The 24,430-nt window shown below is 32.6% G+C and carries 18 protein-coding genes, 1 tRNA gene and 1 pseudogene; 6 read left to right on the top strand and 14 right to left on the bottom strand.

The window, feature by feature from the left end; genetic code table 11:
* Positions 1-3: 3 nt before the first annotated feature.
* Entirely contained in the window at positions 4-741 is a 738-nt protein-coding gene (locus AC0L3M_RS11455) for a lysophospholipid acyltransferase family protein (RefSeq protein ID WP_473430828.1), read from the bottom strand.
* A 97-nt stretch (positions 742-838) separates the two neighbouring features.
* The gene (locus AC0L3M_RS11450; RefSeq protein ID WP_145004630.1) at positions 839-1,249 is read right to left on the bottom strand and encodes a BrxA/BrxB family bacilliredoxin; all 411 of its coding nucleotides are present in this window, start codon (positions 1,247-1,249) and stop codon (positions 839-841) included.
* A 252-nt stretch (positions 1,250-1,501) separates the two neighbouring features.
* Between AC0L3M_RS11450 and AC0L3M_RS11445 the strand changes: the two genes are divergently transcribed.
* The 3 genes from AC0L3M_RS11445 (at position 1,502) to AC0L3M_RS11435 (ending at position 4,920) form a co-directional block, all read left to right on the top strand.
* On the top strand, positions 1,502-2,296 hold the full coding sequence (locus AC0L3M_RS11445; RefSeq protein WP_292948818.1) for a TerB family tellurite resistance protein: 795 nt from the start codon (positions 1,502-1,504) through the stop codon (positions 2,294-2,296).
* A gap of 54 nt (positions 2,297-2,350) precedes the next feature.
* The gene (locus AC0L3M_RS11440; RefSeq protein WP_473430827.1) at positions 2,351-2,719 is read left to right on the top strand and encodes an RNA polymerase sigma factor; all 369 of its coding nucleotides are present in this window, start codon (positions 2,351-2,353) and stop codon (positions 2,717-2,719) included.
* Between the two features lie 176 nt (positions 2,720-2,895).
* Positions 2,896-4,920 (top strand): energy transducer TonB, encoded by a 2,025-nt coding sequence (locus tag AC0L3M_RS11435; protein ID WP_473430826.1) that lies wholly within the window; start codon positions 2,896-2,898, stop codon positions 4,918-4,920.
* A 95-nt stretch (positions 4,921-5,015) separates the two neighbouring features.
* Here the strand turns inward: AC0L3M_RS11435 and AC0L3M_RS11430 are convergent, their stop codons facing one another.
* From AC0L3M_RS11430 to AC0L3M_RS11410, 5 genes and pseudogenes are all read right to left on the bottom strand, one after another.
* Positions 5,016-6,176 (bottom strand): metal ABC transporter permease, encoded by a 1,161-nt coding sequence (locus AC0L3M_RS11430; RefSeq protein ID WP_473430825.1) that lies wholly within the window; start codon positions 6,174-6,176, stop codon positions 5,016-5,018.
* Positions 6,169-7,296, bottom strand: coding sequence for a metal ABC transporter permease (locus AC0L3M_RS11425; RefSeq protein WP_473430824.1), 1,128 nt, complete (start codon positions 7,294-7,296; stop codon positions 6,169-6,171). The genes AC0L3M_RS11430 and AC0L3M_RS11425 overlap by 8 nt, the downstream gene beginning before the upstream one ends.
* Positions 7,296-8,063, bottom strand: a complete 768-nt coding sequence (locus tag AC0L3M_RS11420; protein WP_473432503.1) for a metal ABC transporter ATP-binding protein — start codon at positions 8,061-8,063, stop codon at positions 7,296-7,298. The genes AC0L3M_RS11425 and AC0L3M_RS11420 overlap by 1 nt, the downstream gene beginning before the upstream one ends.
* 250 nt (positions 8,064-8,313) lie before the next feature.
* Entirely contained in the window at positions 8,314-9,138 is an 825-nt protein-coding gene (locus tag AC0L3M_RS11415; protein ID WP_473430823.1) for a metal ABC transporter solute-binding protein, Zn/Mn family, read from the bottom strand.
* 127 nt (positions 9,139-9,265) lie between these two features.
* Positions 9,266-11,514, bottom strand: a pseudogene (locus AC0L3M_RS11410) (TonB-dependent receptor).
* 105 nt (positions 11,515-11,619) lie between these two features.
* Between AC0L3M_RS11410 and AC0L3M_RS11405 the strand changes: the two are divergent.
* Positions 11,620-12,276: a metal-dependent transcriptional regulator gene (locus AC0L3M_RS11405; RefSeq protein WP_292948839.1), complete on the top strand. Its 657-nt coding sequence runs from the start codon at positions 11,620-11,622 to the stop codon at positions 12,274-12,276.
* 157 nt (positions 12,277-12,433) lie between these two features.
* Here the strand turns inward: AC0L3M_RS11405 and feoB are convergent, their stop codons facing one another.
* The 3 genes from feoB to AC0L3M_RS11390 all read right to left on the bottom strand — a co-directional run bounded on the left by feoB (position 12,434) and on the right by AC0L3M_RS11390 (position 15,510).
* Complete coding sequence (gene feoB / locus AC0L3M_RS11400; RefSeq protein WP_473430822.1) at positions 12,434-14,533, bottom strand: ferrous iron transport protein B; 2,100 nt, start codon at positions 14,531-14,533, stop codon at positions 12,434-12,436.
* Positions 14,533-14,763 carry a FeoA family protein gene (locus tag AC0L3M_RS11395; RefSeq protein WP_099568540.1) on the bottom strand — a complete coding sequence of 77 codons (231 nt, stop codon included), beginning with the start codon at positions 14,761-14,763 and terminating at the stop codon, positions 14,533-14,535. The genes feoB and AC0L3M_RS11395 overlap by 1 nt, the downstream gene beginning before the upstream one ends.
* Positions 14,764-14,835: 72 nt before the next feature.
* Positions 14,836-15,510, bottom strand: a complete 675-nt coding sequence (locus AC0L3M_RS11390) for an SCO family protein (protein WP_292948847.1) — start codon at positions 15,508-15,510, stop codon at positions 14,836-14,838.
* A gap of 166 nt (positions 15,511-15,676) precedes the next feature.
* Between AC0L3M_RS11390 and rseP the strand changes: the two genes are divergently transcribed.
* Both rseP and AC0L3M_RS11380 read left to right on the top strand, forming a co-directional pair.
* Positions 15,677-17,017: an RIP metalloprotease RseP gene (rseP, locus tag AC0L3M_RS11385; RefSeq protein WP_292948850.1), complete on the top strand. Its 1,341-nt coding sequence runs from the start codon at positions 15,677-15,679 to the stop codon at positions 17,015-17,017.
* A 69-nt stretch (positions 17,018-17,086) separates the two neighbouring features.
* A tRNA-Asn gene (locus AC0L3M_RS11380) sits at positions 17,087-17,160 on the top strand.
* Between the two features lie 176 nt (positions 17,161-17,336).
* Here AC0L3M_RS11380 and AC0L3M_RS11375 read toward each other — a convergent pair.
* Genes AC0L3M_RS11375 through AC0L3M_RS11360 form a run of 4 tightly spaced genes read right to left on the bottom strand, consistent with a single transcriptional unit; the run spans position 17,337 to position 24,430 of the window.
* Positions 17,337-19,193 (bottom strand): family 43 glycosylhydrolase, encoded by a 1,857-nt coding sequence (locus AC0L3M_RS11375; protein WP_473430821.1) that lies wholly within the window; start codon positions 19,191-19,193, stop codon positions 17,337-17,339.
* 20 nt (positions 19,194-19,213) lie between these two features.
* Positions 19,214-21,322, bottom strand: coding sequence for a glycoside hydrolase family 97 protein (locus AC0L3M_RS11370; protein WP_473430820.1), 2,109 nt, complete (start codon positions 21,320-21,322; stop codon positions 19,214-19,216).
* 8 nt (positions 21,323-21,330) lie between these two features.
* Positions 21,331-23,646, bottom strand: coding sequence for a beta-glucosidase BglX (gene bglX / locus AC0L3M_RS11365; protein WP_473430819.1), 2,316 nt, complete (start codon positions 23,644-23,646; stop codon positions 21,331-21,333).
* Positions 23,639-24,430: a carboxylesterase family protein gene (locus tag AC0L3M_RS11360; RefSeq protein ID WP_473430818.1), complete on the bottom strand. Its 792-nt coding sequence runs from the start codon at positions 24,428-24,430 to the stop codon at positions 23,639-23,641. The genes bglX and AC0L3M_RS11360 overlap by 8 nt, the downstream gene beginning before the upstream one ends.

Below are 24,430 nucleotides of genomic sequence, written 5' to 3'. Positions count from 1 at the left end.
ACGTTATATTTTTATGCTATTTTTAATGGTAGTTTCTATGTGATTTAATAATACTTCAGTAGTTTCAAAATCACTAGGTTTAACAGGTTTATGAGCTGTAAAGGTGATGTTGTTACCTATTCCCATAGGGAATTTACCATAGCGTAAATTCTTCCAAGAATTATTAATTGTTACAGGTATTATTACTGCGCTTGGCACATATTTTATTAAAGTTTCTAAACCTTTAGTATGGAAAGGTTTAGGTTGTCCATCACGACTTCTGGTACCTTCCGGAAAAATAACAGCAGCACGATTAGTAGTTTCTATATAATCTGCAAATTTCCTAATCGCCACAATGGCTTGCCTAGGATTTTTACGATCTATTAATACAGAGCCACCATGACGTAAGTTGTAGGATACACTTGGTAGTCCTTTTCCTAACTCTTTTTTACTAACAAATTTGACATGGTGTTTTCTAAAATACCACATTAATGGAGGTATGTCTGCCATACTTTGATGGTTAGAGACAATTAAAACAGGTTGAGAATTATCTAAAGGATAAGGGTTTATAAATTTATGTGTTGAGCCTAATAGGTTTACGCATCGCATTAAACAAAACTGAAGGTAATCCACACTTTTTTTATGTGCTTTATATCCAAAAACATTAAAACATATCCATTGTATTGGGTGAAAAACAACTAATGTTAACCCAAAAAACAGGAAATAAATAACAGATAAAGGATAGGCAATAATTTTTCTCATTTTGTAATAAAAATTCTATCTATCAAAAATAGAAAAACCACGTTTAAAAAACGTGGTTTTTCTGTAATACTTAGCTTAAGTTGTCCTTTAAAAAGGCTTAACAATGCTCGTTATAAGCATCAATAAGGTTTTCAGCAATTAATTCTGCTGGTCTACCTTCAATATGGTGACGTTCTAGCATGTGTACTAATTCTCCATCTTTAAACAAAGCCATACTTGGTGAACTTGGAGGAAAAGGTACCATGTGTGCTCTTGCTTGATCAACAGCCTCTTTGTCAACACCTGCAAAAACCGTTACTATATGTGTAGGTTTTTTGTCATTTGCTAAACTCATTCTTGCTCCTGGTCTTGCGTTAGCAGCTGCACAACCACAAACCGAATTTACAACCACTAAAGTTGTCCCTTCTTTTGCAATTGCAGTATTTACTGCGTCAGCTGTATGTAATTCTTCAAAACCTACGTTAGTTAAGTCCTCACGCATTGGTTTTACTAATTCTGCTGGATACATATTCTTGTAATTTTTTATTTATAAATCTATCTCATGCAAAGATAATCAAAAACCATGCAAAAATTATTATGGCGTTACCTTATAACACTTATGGTGTCATAAGGTCAGGCTATCGCTACTCGCTCTCTGCGAGGAGCTCAGACAGACCGCTCCATCCTTAACGCACTAAACAGCAAACAACAGTAACAAAAGCAATTAAAAGTATACCAACAAAGTAGTATATTTACTTTTTAAAAAATTAGAACAAAATTTATGGCTGGATTAAAATGGATAGGTGCAACTTTAGGATGGACGTTAGGTGGTCCAATTGGTGCAATTATAGGGTTGGCAATTGGTAGTCTAGGAGATGCTATGTCAGAAAAAGGAAATCTTTTAGGAAATGGTAACCCAAACAAACAGCAAAAAAGAGAACCAAATTACAGAACACAACCTAATTACAGAACCCAACAACAACGTCGTGCGCAAACAACGTCAGGAGATTTTGAGGTTAGTTTACTAATCTTAGCGTCTGTAATTATAAAAGCAGATGGTGTCCAAGACCAACGCGAATTGGATTTTGTGCGTAACAAATTTGTTGAGCTTTACGGTAAAGATCGTGCTAATAAGGCTTTTAAATTATTTAAAAATATAAGTAATCAAAACGTGTCTACAAGAGATGTCTGTGGGCAAATCCAACAGATGATGGACCATGCATCACGTTTGCAATTATTACATTTTTTATTCGGAATTGCAAAAGCAGACGGAATGGTTACCGATGATGAAGAGGATCAAATTAACCGAATGTCTAACTACTTAGGCATTAGTAGTCGTGACTATTCTAGTATTAAAGCTATGTTTTATAATAGTAGCAATAATGCTTATACTATTTTAGAAATAGACAAAACAGCCACAGTAGATCAAATTAAAAAGGCTTACCGTAATATGGCTAAAAAATACCATCCAGATCGTGTGGAGCATCTTGGAGAAGAGCATAGAAAAGGAGCAGAGGATAAGTTTAAACAAGTCCAAAAAGCTTACGAGTTTTTACAAGAGGAGAGACGATTTTAATAAAACTATAGGAGACCTTTTTATGTTTTGACCATTAAAGAATAAAGATATTTTATGAATGATAAAAAAATATTAGAATTCTTTAAAACAGGTCAACGTGACAAAGCGTTTAAACAACTGTATAGTTTATATCCTAGAATAGAAAAACTGGTTTTATCCAAAGGTGGGAAACAATCTGATGCGCAAGATGTGTTTCAGGAAGCATTAATAATCCTAAATCGTAATTTAGAAAAATCAGACTTTAAGTTAACCGCTTCGTTTTACACCTATTTATATTCCGTATCTAGATTTGTATGGAAGGATATGCAATCTAAATTTACGATTCAAGAACTTCACGATTTAAAAGATAACGAAGTCTCAATATTTCAACATGTATTAGAAGAAAAAAATATCGCTTTGCCGAAAACGCTTTTCGCGAATTAGGAGAACGATGTCAGGAACTACTTCAGCTATTTTATTTAAAAAGAATTTCTTTTAAAGAGATAGCAGTTACAATGCAATTTAAATCAGAAAAAATTGCTAAAAACCAGAAGTATAAATGCTTGAAAAAAGCAAAAGACATCTTTCATCAAAATTATCAATCTTAATTCGGCTCAGACATGGAAAATCACACACAACATATAGACTTAATCAATCAATATTTAGATAATGAATTATCAAATACAGAGGTTTTAGCTTTTGAAAACAAACTTAACACTAATGCGGAATTTAATGCAATTTATCAAGAGCATTTAATAGTCTTAGAAGGTGTAAAACGCACACAACTTAAAGCTGAAATTGCGTCTGCAAAAACCAGTTATATTCAACTAAAATGGATTAAAATTATTAGCTTAATAAGTGTTATTGCTTTAGTTTTAATCTTAGCTTATAACTTGCTTTTAAAAACAGAAACAACCCAAGATTTTGACCATAAAAATCAAAATTTAATTGAAACTAATATTGATTCAATATCAAGTATTGATAAAGTAGAAACCTTAAAAGAAATTGATAGTTCAAAAAAGAAATTTGTAGTTGTAAAAAAAATAGTAAAACAAGTAGAAGTAGATAGTTTAACTAATCTTTATGGAGGAATAACAGTTGTAAAGGATACTATTATAATTGAAAAAATAGGATCTTATACTCAACAAGAATTTGAAGAAAACTTTCCAACTTATAAGCATATAATTCCAAAAAACGATTCAATTATTATAAATATTCAAAAAGTTGAAAGAAAATTTGGATCTACTGAAACCATTGTAAATTCAAATACTAAAAAACTTGAAAAAATTACTGAAACAAAACTCATTAACGACGAGATATCATCATTTTACAATTCAGTAAAAAAACAACCAGAAACAAAAACGATTAATAACGAAAAAGAAACTACAATAACGTTTAAGGAAGGTACAGTTTTAATCATTCCAGCAAAATGTTTTATTGATGCAAACGGGAAATTAGCTAGAGGAAAGGTTAATATAGAAGTTACAGAGTTTTATAAATTATCAGATATGTTGCTAGCCAATCTAACTACTAAATCTGATGGCAACCAATTGGAAACAGGAGGAATGCTGTTTATAAAAGCATTAAAAGATAATAAACAATTACAGTTAAAACCTGGAAGCAGTATTGAATATATATTCTCTTCAGACGCAAGTAAGAAAAAAGATATGCAGCTTTTTTTAGGTAAAGAAATTAAAAATGGCGTTGATTGGACTTTAGATAATATTACACATAAAAGTAATGCTGTTTTAACTACTTCTGAAATGGTTTTAATTGAAGAAGAAGACGTGGAAGTACCGATTCAATATGTAGAAGAAGTTCCTGTGTTTCCTGGATGTGAAAATGGTACAAACACAGCGAAAAAACAATGTTTTGATCAAGCGCTTTCAAAACTAATAGCCAAAAACTTTAATGCTAGTATAGCTGAAGATTTAAAGCTAACTGGAAAACATAAAATTTTAACATCGTTTAAAATTGATAAAGAAGGAGAGGTTGTTGATATTCAAGCTTCTGCAGCGCATACTTTATTGGCTAAAGAGGCTATTAGAGTTTTAAAATTGATACCAAAACTAAAACCAGGTAAGCAGCGTGATTACACTGTAATTGTACCTTATAGCTTACCAATTAATTTTAATGTTGATGGTAGCACAAAAAATAATCCAAGTGTTATTACTATAAAAGATAAAACGTCTTTTGAGAAAAAATTTGAAGAGCGATTACAAAACAAAGATTCCACGACCACAGGATTAGTTGGTACTGTAACAGCTAACGATGTGTCTAGATATGCTTTTTATGGTTCAAAATTAGGATGGATTAACTGTGATCGTTTTATAAGAAGCACCAAAAACGCAGTAAAATTTAAACTTAAAATTAAAGATGCTAATGGTGCAGATGTCAAAATGGTGTTTAAATCTTATAATTCTGTTTTACCAAGTAAAAGGGTTAATGATGTTTACGATTTTGGAACTGTAGCTTTAAATGAAGAGGTTGTTTTAGTTGCGATAAAGATGATTGAGGGTAATTTGTTTTTAGGGATTACAAACGCTACAACTAAAGAAATTTCAGAGCTTAAATTTGATTTTAAAGAAGTGAGTTTAGACCAGTTAAAATCTGAATTACAAAAATTGAATAAGGATTTTGATTAACGTCTATTGGCGATGCGCAAGTGTCATTGCGAGGGACGAAGCAATCTAAGAATATATTTAACGACAAGCAGATTGCTTCGTCCCTCGCAATGACTTTATCCTCTAAACAAAAAGAAATCGTCTTTCATGTCTTCTATCTGTGCATCTTTATTTGTAATAATATAATCAATAGCTTTGGAGGTAAAAGTATCTCCTTTTTTAGTCAACGAAACTATATTCTTATCCACCACAATCATATTATTTTTAAGAGCCAATTCTAATACAGTTTTGGCTCTTACTTTTTGCCAATTTATATGTTCTCTTAAGTGGTTTACGTGACGTTCTTCAACCTCATTATGGTTTTTTAAATGTAGTAAAAAGGTCAATAGGCTAACTTCTGTGCGTTGTTGTTTTTCGCGATACATAACCGCTATTACACCTTTGCTTGGAGCAAATAAATACACAGCTAAAAACAATAAGCCTAACATTGTAGTAATAGATCCTGCAATGGATGCGTCTAATAAATGCGCTAACCAATAACCAGAAATAGCACTAAATACTCCAAAAAACACTGCTAAAACTAGCATCTTTTTTAAGTTGGTAGTTAGTAAATAAGCGGTTGCAGCAGGCGCAATCATTAATGCTACAACTAGAATAGCACCAACAGCATCAAAAGCGCCAACGGTTGTTACGGAAGATACTGTCATTAATCCATAATGAATAATAGCAGGAGAGAAGCCTAATGACGCAGCTAAACCTTTATCAAAGGTGCTTACTTTTAATTCTTTAAAAAAGGCAATTAAAAGCGTAATTGTAATTAGCAATATTATGCCAATAATCCACAACGATTTTGGGCCAATATCCACACCAGAAACGATTAGCCTATCAAAAGGAGCCAAAGCCAATTCGCCTACCAAAACAGCATCAACATCTAAGTGGACATCATTAGCATTTTTAGCGATTAATATAACACCAATACTAAATAATGCAGGAAACACTAAGCCTATTGCTGTATCTTCTTTTACTAAACCTGTTTTTTGGATATATTCGACTAATACTACTGTGATTACACCTGTTAATGCAGCTAATACAATTAGTAATGGCGAATTTAAATCTTGCGTAATAAAAAAACCAACAACAATTCCTGGTAAGATAGAATGGCTTATTGCATCGCTTATCATTGCCATTTTACGTAGTACTAAAAAGGTGCCAGGAATAGCACATGCAATTGCGACTAAACTAGCAATTAATTGTATTTCTATTTGAGCACTATTCATCTTCTGTTGATTGTTTTGTATAAAGGTTGGAAGCAGTATCAAACCCTGTTTTTGTCAAACTCCACATGTTTCCATCCAAAGTAACATAATTTTTTTCTACTAATTTTTGTAGTGTTTTACGTGTAAACCCTTGAAAATTATTAAGAAGCTTTATGGTATGTGGATGCGAAATATTTTCATGTGTTTCAGCAATATGATACATAAAGGCTAAGGTTTTATGAAGCTCTAAATCGCGTCTATTTTTTATAAATCTAATTTGTTTAAATAACAAACCTCGACTTGGGGAAAATACAAACGAGATTACTACAAACACAGCAGCGACTAATACAATGACAGGTCCTGTGGATAGATTAGTTTGACTAGCACTTATAGCAGTTCCAAAAACTCCAGAAAACGCTCCGAATATAGCTGCTAAAAGTACCATTTTTGATAAGCTGTTAGTCCATTGTCTTGCAGCAGCAGCAGGAGCCAGTAACATAGCACTCATTAAAACAACACCAACTGTTTGTAGTCCTAAAACTATAGCCAAGACTATAAAGCTGGTAATTAAAATGTCGATGACTTTAGTGTTAAAACCTAAAGTTTTAGTGTAATCAGCATCAAAGAGTAAGATTTTAAATTCTTTCCAAAATAACAACAATACAAATAGGCATAATGCTGTAACTATAGCCATTAGCCAAACGTCGCTTTCAACTAAAGTTGCAGCTTGACCAAATAAATATTTATCTAAACCTGCTTGATTAGCATTGGGTTGTTTTTGAATAAATGTCAGTAATAACATACCAAACCCAAAAAACAGGGATAATATTAATCCTAAAGCGGTATCACTTTTTAGATGTGTTTTTTTTACAATACCTCTAATCCAAAAGGTTCCAATTAATCCGCTTACTAAGGCTCCTAAAAGCAACGTGTTGCTGTCTTTTGCTCCTGTAATTAAAAATGCAATTGCAATTCCTGGTAAAGCAGCATGTGATATAGCATCTCCAAGTAAACTTTGTTTTCTAAGCACAGCAAAACTACCTAACATACCAGTGACTGCACCTAAAATTGCTGTTCCAAGTGTAATGGTTCGAAGTGTGTAGTCGCTAAATACTAAAGAAAAATATTCTTGTAAACTCATTATTCTTGAATACTTACTTTATAGTTAATACCATAAGTCTTGGTTAAGTTATCGTCATTAAAGATATCTTTAACTGGACCTGTTGCTATTTTTTTTACATTTAAAAAAGTAACCCAATCAAAATATTCTGGAACGGTTTGTAAATCGTGATGCACTACAATGACTGTTTTTCCGGCTTTACGTAATTCTTTTAAAATATTAATTATTGCAATTTCAGTGGTCGCATCAACGCCTTGAAAAGGCTCGTCCATAAAGTAGATCGAAGCATTTTGTACTAATGCTCGTGCTAAAAATATACGCTGTTGTTGTCCTCCAGACAATTGGCTAATTTGTCTACCTTTAAAGGGTAACATACCTACTTTTTCTAAGGCTTCTAATGCGGCTTTCTTTTCTTTTTGTCCTGGACGTTTTATCCATCCTAAACTTCCATAAGTACCCATGGTTACAACATCTAAAGCTGTAGTTGGAAAATCCCAATCTACACTTCCTTTTTGAGGTACGTAAGCGACTAGTTTGCGTTGCTTGTCATAGGGTTTGTCATAAATAGTGACGCTTCCTGCTATAGGTTTTAATATGCCTAAGATAGATTTTATTAGTGTTGATTTACCAGCTCCATTTGGTCCAACAATAGCCATAAGGACACCTTCGGGGATTTCTAAATCAATATCCCAAAGTACTGGTTTGTAGTTGTATGCTACTGTTAGGTCGTCTACTTTTACTGCTATTACTCCTGAGGAAGCATTAGTTTTGTTATTATTGTCACTCATGGTTTTTAATTTGTTTTTATTCATTTTTTGCTTGTCCAAAAAACGAATCAAAAAAGGACATCCAAGCCAAGGAATTTTTCAGTTTTTAAACTGAAAACCAATTCGAAAACTTCGCGTCGAACTGTGTTCTCCTATTTTCGAAGCTTTTCTTCATTTATTCTTCGCCTTGGCTCTCAATTCTTCGAATTGAAATAGGACATTACTTTTTATAAGATTATTGGTTAATCCTATTTTTTTACTAACTACTAACTTATTTTAAAGCATTAACTATAGTGTTGACATTGTATTCAAACATGCCAATATATGTGCCTTCAATAGTTCCAGCGCTTCCTAAAGCATCAGAATATAATGTGCCTCCAATTTGTACATTATGTCCTTTTGAGTTTACTGCTTTTTGTAGCGCTTCAATGGTACGTTTTGGTACAGAGCTTTCAACAAAAATGGCCTTCAGTTGTTTTTCAATTATAAAATTAGCTAAATTCTGAACATCTTTTACTCCAGCTTCAGTTGCTGTAGACAAACCTTGTAAACCTACGACTTCAAATCCGTAGTTTTTCCCGAAATAATTAAAGGCATCATGTGCAGTTACAAGTATGCGTTTGTCTGCAGGAAGTGTTTCAATTTTAGAGGTAATCGTTTTTTGAAGTGTATTTAGCTTTGCTATGTATTCATTTTCATTTGCCTTATAATATTTTGAGTTTTTTGAGTCTTTTTCGATTAAAACAGCAGTAACTTTTTGAGCAAATTGCTTAAAATATTCAATATTGAACCAAACGTGTGGATCGTAATTAGAAGCAAAATAATCTGAGCCTATTAATGTTTTTTTATCAATGTCTTCTCCTAAAGCAATAGGTGTTTTGGTTGTGTTTCCCATTTTTTCAAAGACTTCCACAAGCTTTCCTTCTAGGTGTAATCCATTGTAAAAAATGATATCTGCATTTACAAGTTTGGATACATCACCTTCGCTTGCTTTGTATAAGTGAGGGTCCACACCACTTCCCATTAAACCATTAACATTTATACTGTCTTTACCAATATTTTTTACTAAATCAGTAATCATTGTGGTTGTTGTCACAATATTTAACTTCCCGTTATCTTTTGTAGTGTCATTACAGCTAAAAAAACTAAGGTTATTATGAAAAGGAGTTTTAATTTTTTCATTGGTCTAAATATTTATTGCGAAAGTACTAAAGTACAAACAATTAGTTTAATGTATACCTTATACCTAGGAAAACTCGTCTGCCCTGGTTTGGTCCATATACATATGAAGGGTCAAAGGTTAACCCATAAGGGTTGTCTGGTGTTGCTTGTGCGTTACCTTGCGCATCAAATTGTACATTATTATCAAAAGGATCATCTGCTCTTGCAATGATAAATGGATTGCCATTATTAGGTGTCCAATTTAGTAAGTTTTTAATGCCTCCATAAATTTCAAAATTTTCAAGTCCATCGTAAGTTGCTTGAATGTTTTGAATACTCCACGTAGGAGAATATTCTTGTCTAGGATCTAGATCGCTTAATAAGGGTAAGCGCATTGGTCCATAAATGTTTCCTGTGTAGTCAAAGGTTAAATTTGTTGGGTAGTTTTTATATGAAAAAGACCAGGTACCTGTGAATTTTTCGGTTAAAATTTGTCTGGTTGTCACGTCATTTTCAGTTTGATTTACATCTTGGAAAGTAACACCCAAACTTCCTCTTATACCACTACCAAAAATAGCATCAACATTTAAACTTGCTCCTTTTGATGTAGAATAACCATCTAAATTATCATAAATTATTTGATTAGGATTTGTGTCATAATCTGGTATAATTGCATTTGTAAAATGTGTGTACCACATGGACGCATCTACAGTAAAAATCATGCCCTTTGTTGTGTATATTTTTTTAGATAGTTAAGGTTTATGTTATACGATTGTTCCGGATTTAAAGTTTCTTCAATAACAACCTCTCTTGATCCTGTTAATGCAGCATGCTCTTCTGTAAATAAATTGACAACCCTAAACCCTGTTCCTGCATTAATCCTAAATATATCATTGTCTGTTGGTTTGTATCTGTAAGCTAACCTTGGTGTTACTATAGAACCATGTCTTTTATCATAGTCATACCTAAGTCCTAATAATAATTTTTGTTTTGCTGTTAATGTTATTTCATCTTGAATAAATACTGAAGGAATAAATATTTTATCAGCATCAATAGTTGCTGTTGTATTGTCATTATAGTAATTATAACGTCCTGTTATACCAAATAATAAATCATTATTTTTTATTGGTTTGTCCCAAGTTAATTGTCCAAAAGCAATACGTTGTTGTGCTAAGTATGGCGTGTCACCATACACTGAGTTTTGATCATGATCTGAATATGAAAATTGAAAATTCAAGTTTTCTTTTACAGGAAGTTGGTATTCACTTAGAAGTTCATATCTAGTTGTATAAATACTTTCTCCGTAGACTTCATTTCCTCCTCTATAATTTTTGTTCCATTGTAGTTCTCCTCCCCAACGATCTTCATAAAAAAAGCGACCAGCTAAAGATAGTTTTTTATTGTTTTTACGTTTAAAATTCCATTTTTGAAAAACCGAAACCCTATCTTGAAGGGTGACATCGGTAAAATTATCGTTGTTATTATCTATTGGATTACTATAGTTAAAATAATTGACGCCTACCAAAACACTTGTGTTTTCTCCAACATTAGTTTTAAAGCCAATATCTGTATTTATTTCTCCCCAACCACTAACATTACTGTCTGCAAAAAAAAGTGGTGCATTGTCAGGATGTTTAGTAATGACATTTATTAGTCCACCAACAGCTTCGCTACCATACAAAGACGAAGCAGGACCTTTGACAATTTCGATTTGATCTATTAATGAATTTGGTATTCCTGACAAGCCATAAACCGTAGATAAGCCACTAACAATTGGCATTCCGTCTATTAAAACTAAAGTATAAGGACCTTCTAAACCATTAATGTGGATGTCTCCAGTATTACAAACATTACAATTAAGTTGAGGTCTCACTCCGTTTACATTTTGAAGCGCTTCAAAAATATTTGGAGTAGGATTCTTTTTTAAAAATTCGCTAGTATATACTTCAACAGGAACAGGACTTTCTAATCTATTAACTGCTTTTAAAGTTCCAGTAACAACGACTTCATCTAACGATTGATTTTGGATTAATTCAAAATTTATTTTTAAATCATCTATAACCTCAATTCTTTTTTTAAAGGTATTAAATCCAGTATATGAAGCGGTAAGTGTGTATTGTCCTTCTGTTATATTTTGGATAGTAAAGGATCCATTACTTGATGTTGTAGTTCCTTTTGTTGTGCTTTCAAGATAAACGTTTGCAAAGGGTAGTGGTAGTCCGTTTGAGGTAACTACACCTGATATTTCAAAAGCATTTTGGGCTTGACTGTAAGCTGAAAAACAAAACATAATTGCAATTAGATACTTCATGTCTTAAAATATTTTTTTACAAATGTAATAATAAATTTAGATTAGTCTAAATTTATTATTTGTTTTATTTAATTCTTATATTTGTCTTATATCCATATAAGGTTTATGATTACACTTACAGAAGAAAATTATATTAAAGCAATTTATCATTTAGGTAAGCAAGGTGCAGAGGTTGTTAGTACTAATGCTATATCAGAATCTATACAGACTAAAGCGTCTTCGGTTTCTGATATGCTTAAAAAATTATCTGAAAAAGGATATGCTAACTATGTAAAGTATCAAGGTGTTAATTTAACCGAAAAAGGTCAATCTGTTGCTATTAATATTATTAGAAAGCATAGACTTTGGGAAGTGTTTTTAGTAGAAAAATTAAATTTTACTTGGGATGAAGTCCATGAAGTTGCTGAGCATTTAGAACATATCAGATCAGAAAAATTGATTGATGAATTAGATGCTTTTTTAGAGTATCCTAATCATGATCCACATGGAGATCCAATTCCGGATAAACATGGAAATTTTAAACACATCGAAAAAATCATGTTGTCACAAGCCATTATAGGAAAGACTTATAAATGTGTAGGTGTGGATGATACTTCTTCAGCTTTTTTGAAATATTTAGATGGTAATAAAATAGCTTTAGGTACTAAGATTGTCGTTGTCCAAAAAGAGCCTTACGATAACTCGGTTAAAATTAAGTTTGGAGAGCATGAATTAATGGTCTCTCAAAACGTAGCTAAAAACTTGTTTTTAAAAGAGGTATAGTTGTTTTAATACTATTTATTGCTAGTGGCAACCACAGTCGTCAGTTCCGCAGGCTTTTTTAGATTTCGTTTTAACGAAATATTTTTTATAAAGAAAAAATAAAGCAAACCCTAGCGTGATAAATACCAGTATGTTTTGGATAATTGCGTTCATAATTTTATTTTAAAAATTGATAAGCTATTAATGCAGATATGTATGCAATTGCGGTCATAATTACCAATTGCAACGTTGGCCATTTCCAGGTATTAGTTTCCTTTTTAACAACTGCCAAAGTACTCATGCATTGCATTGCAAAAGCATAAAAAAGTAATAATGAAATACCTGAAGCAAAATTAAATAAAGGACCTCCTAGTATTGGATTAACCTCTCCTGCCATTCGGTTTTTAATAGTGTCTTCATCATCGTTACCAACACTATAAATGGTTGCTAAAGTACCAACAAAAACTTCTCTTGCAGCAAAACTACTAACTATTGCAATTCCTATTTTCCAATCGTAACCTAATGGTCTAATTACGGGTTCTATAGCATGTCCTGCAATACCAATAAAGGAATGTTCTAGTTTATGTGACGCTATTTTTTGTCCTAATTCTTCCTCGTTTAAATTTTGTGAAGCATACTCTGTAGTAACAATATTTTCTGCATTATTAAATTGTTCTCCTGGACCATAAGATGCTAAAAACCAAAGGATGATTGAAATTGCTAGTATTATTTTTCCAGCTCCAAAGACAAACGATTTTGTTTTTTCTAAAACTGTAAGCGCAACGTTTTTAAATAATGGTAATTTGTAATTTGGCATTTCAACCACAAAAAACGTTTTACTTTTTATTTTTAATACTTTATTTAAAATATATGCCGAAATAACAGCAGCTCCAAAACCTAGTAAATACAATAACATTAAGGTTAAAGCTTGGTAACTTAACCCTAGAAAACGTCCTTCCGGAATAACTAATGCTATTATAATTAAGTATACAGGTAATCTTGCAGAGCATGTTGTAAATGGTGTTACTAAAATAGTAATCAATCGTTCTTTCCAACTTTCAATATTTCTGGTAGCCATAATAGCAGGAATAGCACATGCAGTTCCTGAAATTAAAGGCACAATACTTTTTCCGCTTAAACCAAAACGACGCATAATTCTGTCCATTAAAAAGACAACGCGACTCATATAACCGGTTTCTTCTAAAATTGCTATAAACAAGAATAAAAAGGCTATTTGAGGAATAAATATAACTATTCCTCCTAAACCAGATATGATACCTTCGGCTAATAAATTAGTAAAAGCACCTTCAGGAAGTGTGTTTTTAACCCAATCACTTAGACTTGCAAACACGCTATCAATAAAGTCCATTGGTACTGTTGACCAGTCATAAATGGCTTGAAAAATAGTTAGTAGTATAAAAAAGAAAATAACATAACCCCAAACCTTGTGCGTAAGTATGCGATCAAATTTAGTGCGTAAATCCTTAGCTTGACTAGCATCTATGGTTTGTCCTTTTTTAAGTGTGTTATTTATAAATTGATAGCGCTTAATGGTTTCTTTTTGTTGTAAACGTTTTAAGTCGCTTTTAGATTTAGTTTTAAAACTAGCAATAGCTTCGACTTCATTACGATCCATCTTACCAAAATTTACATCTTGGGTAATTACTAACCATAATTTGTAAAGTAATTGGTTAGGGAAGGCTTTTCTTAATTTGTCAAAATATTCTTTATCTATTTCCGATGCATTTAAGCAAGGCGTAGTTGATAGTTCTTTATAATTAGAAATTAACTGTTTTAAGTTATCTATACCTTCATTTTTTCTGGTACTAATAACCGCTATTTTAGTTTGTAATTCTTTTTCTAAATGTTCAATATCCAATGAAATCCCTTTGTATTTCATCCTGTCAGCCATATTAATGACTAGGATTGTAGGGATCTCTAAATCTTTTATTTGTGTAAAAAGTAGTAGGTTTCGTTTTAAGTTTTCAACATCACTAACTACGACTGCAACATCCGGAAAATCTTTATCGTTTTTGTTTAGTAATAATTCTATAACTACGTTTTCGTCTAGAGACGATGCGTTTAGGCTATATGTACCAGGAAGGTCAATGATGTGTGCTTTAACACCTCTAGGTAATTTGCAAATCCCTTCTTTTTTCTCAACGGTTATTCCAGGATAGTTTCCTACCTTTTGGTTTAAACCCGTTAAGGCATTAAAAACAGATGTTTTTCCAGTATTTGGGTTACCAATTAAGGCAATGTTGATTTGCTTACTCATTAAACTTCTTTTTCGATAATGATATGAATAGCGGTTTCTTTTCTGATGGCTAAATGACTTCCATTTATATTTAGGTACAATGGGTCTGCAAATGGAGCGACCTGAACCAGCTCTACACTATTGCCTGGTAAACAACCCATTTCTAGGAGTTTTAATGGTATCAAATGTGAAGACACGTCTATAATTATAGCGCGTTCTCCTCTTTTTAATGTGTCTAATGTATGGCTCAAGCTTATTTAGATTGATTTTAAAGAAGCAAAAGTATGGCAAAATTTCAGCTTAAAAAAATTGAAAGCCAAAAACTACTCTTCGTATTCCTTTTTTAACTTTTTAATATCGTTTAAAAGTGTGGTAATATCTTCTGTTTTGGTACCATCATAATACCCTCTAATTTGACCTTTTTTATCAATTAGCATAAAGTTTTCAGTATGGACCATCCCATAATCATCAGGCATTCCGTCGTCTTTTACTGCTAAATAACTTTTTCTAGCTAGTCTATATATTTCACCTTTGTCTCCAGTTACTAAGTTCCATTTTTTATCATTAACTCCTTTTTTTATAGCGTAGCTTTTTAACTGCTCAACGGTATCAATCTCTGGAGTAACAGAATGGGATAGTAACATAACATCATCATCATTAATAATCTCTTTCTGGATTTTTTCCATATTGTCAGTCATTATTGGACAAATGGTTTGACAAGTAGTAAAAAAGAAATCTGCTACGTAAATTTTATCTTTATAATCTGCTTGAGTAATTGTTTTACCGTTTTGATTGGTTAAACTAAAGTCGGCTATTTTATGATAATTAATTTGATGTTGGATTGTGCTATCAACCAACTCAGTATTAACCATTGCTGGTTGATAAATTGGTAAAGGCTTTTCTACTTTTAGAATATTGTAAAAAATAGAAATTATTATTATTGAAATTATACCAAAAACAATAGCAAACAACTTATAATCCTTGAAAAAAGAAAGCATTTTGTAGGTTTTAATTTTATTATACAAAAATACGATGAAAAGTTTAGCAAGTCCCATGACATTACTCATAAAATTTGTTAATTCTTAAAACCATTAAAGCTATTGCTTTTTAAACTAAGTGTAAATACTTACTTTTGGCGATTATTAAAAAGAATAGAAACACTACATGGAGTTTATTATAAAAATCGGACAGTTTTTGTTAAGTCTGTCATTATTAATTGTTTTACACGAATTAGGACATTTTATTCCTGCTAAATTATTTAAAACAAGAGTTGAAAAATTCTACTTATTTTTTGATGTAAAATACTCGTTATTTAAAAAGAAAATTGGAGAAACCGTTTACGGAATTGGTTGGTTACCTTTAGGAGGTTACGTTAAGATTGCAGGAATGATTGATGAGAGTATGGATAAAGAGCAAATGGCTTTACCACCTCAACCATGGGAATTTAGATCTAAACCAGCTTGGCAACGATTAATTATAATGTTAGGTGGTGTTTTTGTAAACTTTGTTTTGGCATTGGTAATCTATATTATTGGGTCTTTTGCTTATGGAGATACAGATATAGCTGCCTCTAGTATTAAAGGTGGTTTTTTAATTGAAAATCCATTATTAACAGATTTAGGCTTTAAAACAGGTGATCAAATTATAAAGGTAGACGATGTTGACATCATTAATAGATCTGACATTAGCAAAAATATAATTGGAGCAAACAGCGTGACTTATAAAAGAGAAGGCGTTACTAACACAATAGATCTTCCTGTAGACTTTTTAGGTCAATTGTCTTCAAGTAAGGATAGAAGCTTGTTTGGGATGCGTAAACCTTTTATTGTCAATAAAGTTTTAGATACCTCGTTAAATAAAAATGTAGATATTAAAACTGGAGACATAATGTATGCTTTAAATGGTCAGCCTGCAGAGTTTTATGACCAAATAGAGCCAATTTTAGAAGCTAACAAAGGTCAAACGATAAGCGCTATTTTTAGAAGAGGAAATATGACTGTTGGTAGAGAGTTAATCGTTGACGATAAAGGTAAATTAGATATAATCACGTCTGCAAGTGCTAAAGAGTTGCAGTCCCTAGGATATTATGATATAGTAAGACAAGAATATGGGTTTTTTGAAAGTTTTGGAGTAGGAGCTACAAAATTTAAAAGTCAGATCGTCTCATATTTTGGACAATTAAAAGCTATTTTTAATCCAAGCACAGGAGCGTATAAAGGTGTAGGAGGCTTTAAAGCTATTTACGATGTGTTTCCAAGTACTTGGAGCTGGCCAGACTTTTGGGGTTTAACTGCATTTTTATCAATTATGTTAGGTGTGCTTAATTTACTTCCAATTCCGGCTTTAGATGGAGGACATGTTATGTTTTTATTATACGAAATGATTTCTGGACGTAAGCCAAGTGAAAAGTTTTTAGAGAAAGCACAGCTAGTTGGATTCTTCATTTTGATTGCTTTAGTGCTGTTTGCAAACGGTAATGATATCTTTAAAGCAATATTTAATTAAAAAAATTAATTTTTGTTTTGCAGAAGTCAAAAAACGTTTTATATTTGCACTCGCAATAGCGAAAAACACTCCTCCTTAGCTCAGTTGGTTAGAGCATCTGACTGTTAATCAGAGGGTCCTTAGTTCGAGCCTAAGAGGAGGAGCAAGTTATAAATCCGATACAGAAATGTATCGGATTTTTTTGTTTATAGTGTTGATTTAGATTACTCTAGCACTATTGATTAAAGCTAAATAATAGAAGTATTTAGAACGCTAAAGTAGAAGACATAAAAAAAGCCACTATAATTAGTGGCTTTTTTAACTATTTTTAAATGATAAACTATTCTGTAAATAAGATTTCACTTTTAGCCGAAATTCCATTTTCATTAAAAGCTTCTACTTGATAATAATAACTTTGGTCTGTTGTTAACGCTCTTAATTCATAATTAGGCGAGTCGTACATTAATGCAGAAAGGTTTAATTTATCCTTTGAGATTCCCCAATAAATAACATAACCAGTTGCATTGTCTACCTTGTCCCAAGTTAAATTGGTGTTTCTGCGATCCGCTTGTCTTTTTACCTTAAAATTAGCTGGTGTTTGCGGTACAGCTTCAAAACCATTTCCAAAAACTCTAAATTCAGAGATTGATAAATAATTATTGCTACAGTAGACATGATTATATCTAACATACCTTGCATTCATAGGTTTGTTTAGTTCAATGTAACCATGAGGCATGTCGCGAGTGTTTTTAGAGTAGTCTGAGATGGTTTGCCATGATTTACCATCAATTGACCCTTCAATAACAAATTGCTGTCTTAAATCGTCTGGTCTTCCATATATGTCGCTATTAAAATCTTGAAAATTAATTTGAATAGCTTTAATGCTCATTTTCTTTTCTAAATCAACTTGTACGTAAATAGAATCGTTATTGACCTCAGATACCCAATAAGACCTTATTTCTTCATCATTAATTTTAGAAATATCAAATTCTCTAATCTGACCTAACATATAACCACTATCACTTTCATCCACAACATTTATCTCTTTTGTCACTAATCCAGAATTGGTGGTTACTGGTTTATTGTAAGACAATAGCATCCAACCTGTAAAACGCTCTTTATGCTTGTCAACCTTTGTGTCAGGTAAAAAGTGTGGATAATCACCATAAGCAGTATTAACATACATTTGACCATTGTCTTCAAAACCTGCAGGATACATACCTATTCTGCGTTCAAATTTATAGTTGACAGAAATTGCCATAGTTGCATAATGCCAATATTGACCATTGTTATCCTTTACTGTGCTTCCGTGTCCAGAACCTTTTAAAAAACCACCTGGTTTATAAGATATTGGATTATAAGGTGCATACTCAAAAGGACCAAACGGACTTTTACTAGTTCTTACACCATCTGCATAAACATTCCATTGTGTACCAGGAGCACCATATTCTAGATAATAGGTGTCATTATGTTTTACCATCCAAGGACCTTCTAAATAAGGCTCGATGTCTGATTTGTGGTCTTGTCCAAAACGTTCCCAACCATATTTATCAGGATGCAAATTAAATAAATCTTGTTGCTCTCCTTTTGGGACGTAATAATTATCAGCATCAAGTTCAACCACACGAATTGGATAAAGGTTAGAGGACTCCTCGTATAAATAAACTTTACCATCGTCGTCCACAAACAAATCAGGGTCTTGAATGCCTCCAGGCGGATTTAAAACCGCATATTTAGTTTTCCAATCGCCTAACTCTGGATTATCAGTTTCTATAATTGGACCTCTTCCCGAAGGATCTCCATAGACTATTATTTTACCGTCTTTTACAGCTGCTGCAGGAGCATTGCTACCTTTAAAATACCAGTTTTGAGGTGTTATAAAAGTCCAATTACTCATATCGTCACTCATCCAATACCCATGAGAGCGTGTGACAAACATGTAATACTTGCCTTTAAAATTTACTAAAGCAGGATCTGCACCAGAACGGTAAGACACTTTATTTTCTGCTCTGTAATGTGACATGTATGAATAATCTATGTCTACTGGATTACAATAGGTTTTGTAATTTCTTTTATTTCCATTACTTGCGTTTGATGACTCTGTTGTGTGATTGTCTTTTTCTAATTTACAAGAAAAGATTACTGTTGCTATTAGTAAAAGCGAAAGGCTTCTTGTAATTATATTTGTTTTTTGCATAAATCGTTGTCTTATATGTATTAATCTATCAATTCAAAGCTAATTGCAGCTCCTCCACCAGGAGCCAGCTTTAACTTTAAGTCAGATTTGCTAGTGACTTCTTTAGTTATAATTTGATAGCTTTTAGGATTGTCTTTCCAATCTGCATCTTTACCGTCTAGATACAGGGTTGCTTTGTACTTTTTTGCGGCAGTTAAAAAATCTAAAGAGATACTTGTTTTTCTAGGGTCTTTATTAGTAATAGCGCCTAAAAACCAACGCTCTGTGTTTTTATCTTTTCGGACTACTGTTAGATATTCTCCTGGTTCTGCTTCTAAGTAAATAGAGTTTTGCCAATCCAATGGTACATCAACTATAAACTGAAATGCGTCAAGGTGTTTTTGATAATTTTCAGGTAAGTCTGCTGCCATCTGTAAAGGCGAATACATAGTAACGTATAAGGCTAGCTGCTTTGCTATAGTGGTATGTACTTGTTCTGTTTTAGTGCTATCGTAAGCATTCATTTTAATTTCAAATATGCCAGGCGTGTAATCCATTGGTCCACCAAGTAAACGTGTAAAAGGTAAAATGGTTTCGTGATCTGGTGGATTACCATTACTCCATGCATTAAATTCGTTTCCTCTAGCAGCTTCGGCAGCAATATAATTGGGATAGGTCCTGCTGTATCCAGTAGGTCTAACACTTTCGTGGGAATTAATCATAATTTTAAAATCTGCAGCACGTTGTGCGACAAAATTAAAGTGATTAACCATTGTTTGTCCATCATGAAACTCGCCACGCGGAATTATTTTTCCAACATATCCTGTTTTAACTGCAGGATAACCATACGTTTGCATTAACGAGAATGCACGATCTAAGTAGCGTTCGTAATTTGCAACAGATCCAGAGGTTTCGTTATGCATTATCATTTTGACGCCTTTAGACTTAGCGTATTTTGAAATTGCTTCAATATCAAAATCAGGATATGGTGTTGTAAAATCAAAAACATCCTCTTTCCATTTGCCATACCAATCTTCCCAACCAGTATTCCAACCTTCTACTAAAACGCCATCAAAACCATATTTAGCAGCAAAATCAATATATTTTTTAGTGTTTTCTGTGGTGGCACCATGTTTTCCGGATGGAATCATTTCGCCAAAAGCAGTACCAGCATTTTGTGCATTTTGACTTCCAGCATAATCCCAAGTGGATAATCCAACGTGCATTTCCCACCAAATCCCAATATACTTCATAGGTTTAATCCAAGAGGTATCTTCAATTTTGTTGGGTTCGTTTAAATTTAATATCATTTTAGAACTTACAATTTCTCTAGCATCATCACTAACCATTAGTGTTCTCCATGGTGATACAGAAGGTGTTCTTAAATAGGCTTTGTCTCCTAATGCATTTGGGACTAGGTTAGAAGTAAATTGAAAATTATTTACATCAACATCCAAGTGCATTATTGGATAATTAACAACAGCTGCTTCAAAAATATTAATATATAAGCCATCACTAGATTTAAGCATTAATGGTGATTGTACATGATATTGACTGGTTATAGATTTTAATCCAACACCATTGTTTAAGTCTATTTTTGAATTATCAATGTCTGAAATTTTAGTTTTATTATAGGCATATTCTTGACTATCATAATCTCCAGGAATCCAAAATGCTTCATGATTATTAGTTAGATTAAATTGTGTATTCTCGTTAGAAACAGTAAAATAATTTACAGTGTTGTCCAACGGAAACTCATATCTAAATGCGACACCTTCATCATAAATTTTAAAAACAATATTTAGCTTGTTATTGGTCTCTTTTTGGCTTAAATAAATTTTGGTTTGATTGTACGTATTTAAAATTGAAGATTGCTCTCCTAAAACCGGTTGCCAAGATTCAGAAAAAGAAAGGTTTTCAGTATTAACGACCTCAAAGTCATGTGTTAAATCCACTGCATCTTTAATGGATAAACCCATTGTACTAGGTAAAACAACAGCTTTGTTTTTGTAAAAGACTTGATACGTAGGTTGGCCTTTTTTGTTTATATCAAAAGTTACTTTAATATTTTTTGAAGGCGAAAACATATTTTGAGCATGTAATCCAGTAAAGATTAAGCATATTAATAGAGTAACTATCGTTTTTTTCATTAATGAAATTATTTAGTTAATTTAAAAGAAGTCTTTAAGGATGCATCCGAATTTGTACCAACAAAAATCTCAAAGTCTCCAGGTTCTGCCACGAAGTCTAAATCGTAATTATAAAATTTTAAATCTTCAACAGAAATATCAAAACTTACTGTCTGAGTTTCTCCTTTTTTAATAAATGCTTTTTTGAAACCCTTTAACTCTTTTACAGGTCTTGTTACAGAGCCCACAACATCTTTAATATATAACTGTATGACTTCTTTTCCATCATAATTCCCAGTGTTTGTTACGTCCACAGTTATGTTGATTTTTCCATCCATTGAGATAGTGGAATGGTTAATTTTTAGGTTATTATATTCAAACGTGGTATAGCTTAAACCATAACCAAAAGGATATAAAGGTTCGTTTCTAACATCTATATAATTACTTTTAAATTTTTCAAATTTACCTTCTTTATTTCCTAAAGGTCTTCCTGTATTTTTATGATTATAAAAAATAGGAATTTGACCAACGTTTCTTGGAAAGGTAGTTGTTAGTTTTCCTGATGGATTAACATCTCCAAATAAAACATCTGCTATTGATAAACCAGCCTCACTACCAGGAAACCATACATTTAATATAGCAGGAACGGTATCGTTTTCTTCAACTAAAACTAGTGGTCTACCAGTAAATAAAACTAAAACAACTGGTTTACCTGTTTTTAATAAGGCGTTTAGTAAATCTTTTTGAGCCTGCGGAATTTCTAAATTAGTACGACTACTGCTTTCTCCACTAAACTCGGCTGTTTCACCTAATGTTGCAACAATAACATCTGCTTTTTTAGCTATTGCCAACGCTTCGTCCAATAATTGTTTGTCTGATCTTCCATCACGCGGAATATCTTTCCCAAACATGGTAGCTCTTTTTTCAAGTTCTAAATCGTAATCTACGTTACTTCCTTTAGCGTATAAAATATTGGCTTTATCGGTAACTACCGATTTTAAACCGTCTAAAACTGTTTTAGATTTTTCTTGATCTGTGGCAACGCTCCAAGTACCAGCCATATTTACGCTTGTATTGGCCAATGGTCCAATTAAAGCAATTGTACTAGATTTTTTTATAGGTAATGTTTGGTTTTCATTTTTTAAAAGTACCATGGATTCTGCGCCTACTGTACGCGCAAAATTTCTATTTTCTTGAGTAAAAATTTCAGTTTTAGCTCTATTTACATCACAATACTTGTATGGGTCATCAAATAATCCTAATTGATATTTAGCTGTTAAAATACGTTTAACAGCAGTATCAATATCGTTGATAGATACTTTACCATCTTCTAAAGATTGTTTTAGTGTGTTTAAAAAACCTTCAGCAACCATATCCATATCAGAGCCAGCTTTTAAAGATTGAGCAGATACTTGTTGTAAGTCTCCAACACCATGGTAAACCATTTCTTCTATTCCTGTATAATCTGTTACGACAAAGCCATCAAATCCCCAATCATCTCTTAACAAATCTGTTAATAACCACTTGTTTCCGGTAGCAGGAACACCATCCACTTCGTTAAATGATGCCATTACAGATCCAACACCTTCATCAATTGCTGCTTTATATGGAGGAAGATATTCGTTGTACATTCTAATACGACTCATGTCCACAGTATTATAATCTCTTCCTGCTTCTGAGGCACCATAAAGCGCAAAATGTTTAACACAAGATAATAGTGTATTATTTGCAGTCAAATCGTTTTGCTGATAACCTCTTACCATCGCTCGTGCTACTTGACTTCCGTAATACGTGTCCTCTCCACTACCTTCAGATACTCTTCCCCAACGTGCATCTCTTGAGATGTCTACCATAGGAGAGAAGGTCCAGTTGATTCCATCTGCACTAGCTTCAGTAGCTGCAACTCTTGCTGTTTTCTCAATCATTTCCATGTCCCAACTTGCAGATAACCCTAACGGAATTGGGAATGTTGTTTTGTAACCGTGTATAACGTCCATTCCAAAAATTAAAGGGATACCTAGTCTGCTTTTTTCGACTGCTATTTTTTGAACTTCCCTAATTTTCTCTACAGTTTTTATATTGAAAAGACCTCCAACTTTACCTTCTTCAATATTTTTAGCAACATTTGAACTTTCAGAAGCTCCTGTAGTGATATCTCCAGATGAAGGTAGATTTAGTTGGCCAAGTTTTTCTTCGATAGTCATTAAATTTAGGATAGAATCTACTTGTGCCTCAAAAGGGTTTTCTGATTCTTTTTTGGTATTCTTACTGTTAGTGTTACAAGATATAAAGGTTGCAGTAACCAATATAATAGTTGCTGTTTTAAAGTTAAATAGTTTATTCATTTTTTAATTTTGTATTAGAGAATAGCCATGATAATAATTCTGTTTCAGCAAAAGTTGAGTCCCAACTATTGTGATTGTCTTTAGCGTATAATTTAAAGTTTGGTGTGCCACCTGCTTCTAAAATAGCGTTAACCATTGTTAAGGATAGTTGCGGTTTTACAACATCATCCTTTGCGCCATGATAAATGGACATTGGTACTTTTTTGGCAAATAATTTTGCAGTATTTGGATTACCACCACCACAAATAGCGATAGCTGCTGCAAAAAGATCTGGTTGTCTGTAAAGAATTTCAAAGGTTCCCATGCCTCCCATTGATAGTCCGCCAACATATATCTTGTTTTTATTTACATAGGATTTTTGAGTCATATCTTCCATTAACTGCATCACTAAATTTAATGTGTTAGTAGGAGGAAGGTCTGAAGGAAACGTAATTGTTAACGGATAGGTTGTCCTGTCTATGTTTGCATTTGCCCAATAGTCGTTTTTTGGACACTGAGGAAAAATCACTATTGCAGGAAATGAGTCTCTAGCTTTTTGACTTAAAAACAACTTACTACCATGTGCTAGTTGTTTTGCGTTATCATTGCCACGCTCTCCTGCACCATGAAGAAACAAAACTACAGGGTATTGTTTGTCCTCTGAAAAATCTTTAGGTAACAATAACCTGTAATTTAAGGTGTCATTATCTTTGATGTAGGATTGTTCTGTAAAAGCTTCGGTTTGTGCATTAACCAATGTAGTAATGCTTACAAAAAGGATTAGTAACCCTATTTTTAATTTCAT

The sequence above is a fragment of the Olleya sp. KJ81-1 genome, from assembly GCF_055808135.1.
The sequence above is the reverse complement of the archived record's forward strand: the minus strand, read 5'-3'. Positions and strand labels throughout refer to the sequence as shown.